2 protein-coding genes are annotated in these 920 nt (G+C 48.5%); both read right to left on the bottom strand.

What is annotated here, in order from left to right; all coding sequences use genetic code 11:
- Positions 1-391 precede the first annotated feature (391 nt).
- Entirely contained in the window at positions 392-682 is a 291-nt protein-coding gene (locus tag PAT3040_RS15230) for a hypothetical protein (protein ID WP_108993409.1), read from the bottom strand.
- Positions 664-920 (bottom strand): hypothetical protein (locus PAT3040_RS37065; protein ID WP_181376630.1); only part of this gene is annotated, 257 nt, incomplete at its 5' end. The genes PAT3040_RS37065 and PAT3040_RS15230, both read right to left, overlap by 19 nt.

Genomic DNA, 920 nt, shown 5'->3' with positions numbered 1-920 from the left:
ACGCGCGGCCGCCACCGCCGCAGAAACGCCGGATAAGCCGCCGCCGATGACGGTAATATCCGTTTTTACCGTTTCATATCTCATTCCAAGCACCTCTCCTCTATCCGTTTGAGTCCCATTGTAGAAGAAAGGATTTACTTTTAACATGCCTTGATTTACATTATTGCATATACTTTATTTCATATGGAGGGGAGGGGTAGAACTTGCTGCAACGATGGCTGGACACTGTGCATCTTCTCCATCATGTCTACTGGGATAGAAAAAGACGAGGATACGTATTCCTTCTGGACCTTATTTGCCGTAGAAGCAGGGCGGTTTCACTGCTTCATCGCGGATTATGAGGGCTTTTTTTATTTGCTGTTAGCCTTTCTTCGATACCGTAACTATGGTCTTATCTCAGATATTGGCCCAGCCGGTTATTGGGGGCGTCTTGCAGAACCGCTCCCCGCTTTCGATTCAACGGGGAGAACGCGCTTCGCATACATTTGATAAACACCTCGTCCACACTGTTCAATTCCTCGATATGCTGAGTCCAGAGATCGCTGGTAGTGAAAGCCGCTTCGGGATACAAGCCTCCGTCTATTGCGGCTTGCATCGTATGCGTAACTACGCAGATGGCCAAGTTTTTTTCGTTGCGGAGCCGGCTTCTGCAGGACAATATACCTACTTTATCTCTCGGCATAAGCTCGTATTTTTGCCAAGCCTTTCTGTTTGACCTTCCTTCACGCATTGCAGCATCAGCTTAGCCGTATTCGTCGGATGATGAAAGTTCAAGCATAGCCGTCTGTCCTTCAGACTCTTCTCCAGCTTGTCGTTCAGTGCGGAAGGGCGTCGGAACGGAATACTGCAGTCGACGACTTCTGTCAGATCGAGCGGCCTAATGTTGAATGAACTATCGTCTCCCGTTAGAATGAAGAACT

Source organism: Paenibacillus agaridevorans (assembly GCF_003112455.1).
GTDB classification, from domain to species: domain Bacteria; phylum Bacillota; class Bacilli; order Paenibacillales; family Paenibacillaceae; genus Pristimantibacillus; species Pristimantibacillus agaridevorans.
The sequence above is the reverse complement of the archived record's forward strand: the minus strand, read 5'-3'. Positions and strand labels throughout refer to the sequence as shown.